This is a genomic window from Streptomyces sp. NPDC043896, from assembly GCF_056435605.1.
Genome location: NZ_JBWKEE010000060.1, coordinates 1 through 1,054, shown reverse-complemented (window position 1 = coordinate 1,054; position 1,054 = coordinate 1). Strand labels below are relative to the sequence as shown.

Sequence of the window (1,054 nt, the reverse complement as noted above, 5' to 3'; positions counted from 1 at the left end):
TGTATTGACCCGCAGGGTTGTTAACTCGGCTGATGGGCGGGTGGCCGCCCAGTGCGGTGTGGCAGCGGTGGTGGTTGTAGGTGTGGAGGAAGTCTGCCAGGGCAGCGGTCCGCTCGTCGTTTGAGGTGTAGGGCCGTTGGTAGGCCCACTCGTCGAGCAGGGTGCGGTTGAAACGCTCGACCTTGCCGTTCGTCTGCGGCCGGTAGGCGCGGGTGAGCTTGCCGGCCGCGCCGAGGTCGGCGAGGGCTGTCTTCCAGGCCTTGGCCTTGCGGTAGGACCAGGCGTTGTCGGTCAGCACCCGTTCGATCTGGTCGATGCCGTGGCCGGCGTAGAAGACGGCCGCTCTGCGGAGGAAGCCCGCGCAGGTGTCGGCCTTCTCGTCGTCGTGGATCTCGCTGTAGGCCAGGCGGGTGTGGTCGTCGACCGCGGAGTGGATGTAGTCGTAGCCCACGCCGGACCTGGCCCTGCGGCCGGCTTGGCGGCCCAGGACCTTGTGGCCGCCGCCGTCGGGGATCCGGCCGAGTTTCTTCACGTCCACGTGGATCAGCTCTCCTGGCCTGTCGCGTTCGTAGCGGCGGATCACGGTGCCGGTCGGGCGGTCCATGAAGGCGAGGCGGTGCAGGCCGTGGCGGGTCAGGATGCGGTGGACCGTCGATGCGGGCAGGCCCACGATGGGTCCGATACGGGCGGGTCCGAGCTTGCGGGCCTGCCGCAGGTCACACACCTGGGCCTCGACCGCGGCGGCGGTCCTGTGCGGCATCGAGTGCGGGCGGCTGGAGCGGTCGGCCAGGCCTGCGTCGCCCTCGGTCCGCCACCGTCGCATCCATTTGTGGGCAGTGGCCCGCGATATGCCCATCTCGGCGGCCACGTGGGCGACCGGACGGCCCGATGCAACCCGTTCGACCAGCAGTCGCCTACCGAAGACGGTCAGGCGGGCATTACGGTGGGACACGAAGACCTCCGTGCGGTGAGTTCCTAGACAGCTCCCACCACACCGGAGGTCTTCGTCATGTTCAAGACCTGCCGAGTGTCAACAACGCTCGTGATCAATACA

At 68.2% G+C, this 1,054-nt stretch carries 1 protein-coding gene; it reads right to left on the bottom strand.

Annotation, left to right across the window (positions count from 1 at the left end; translation table 11 throughout):
• The coding region (locus AC069X_RS37400; RefSeq protein WP_478736080.1) for an IS481 family transposase at positions 1-952 on the bottom strand (952 nt) is incomplete at its 3' end.
• Positions 953-1,054 lie beyond the last annotated feature (102 nt).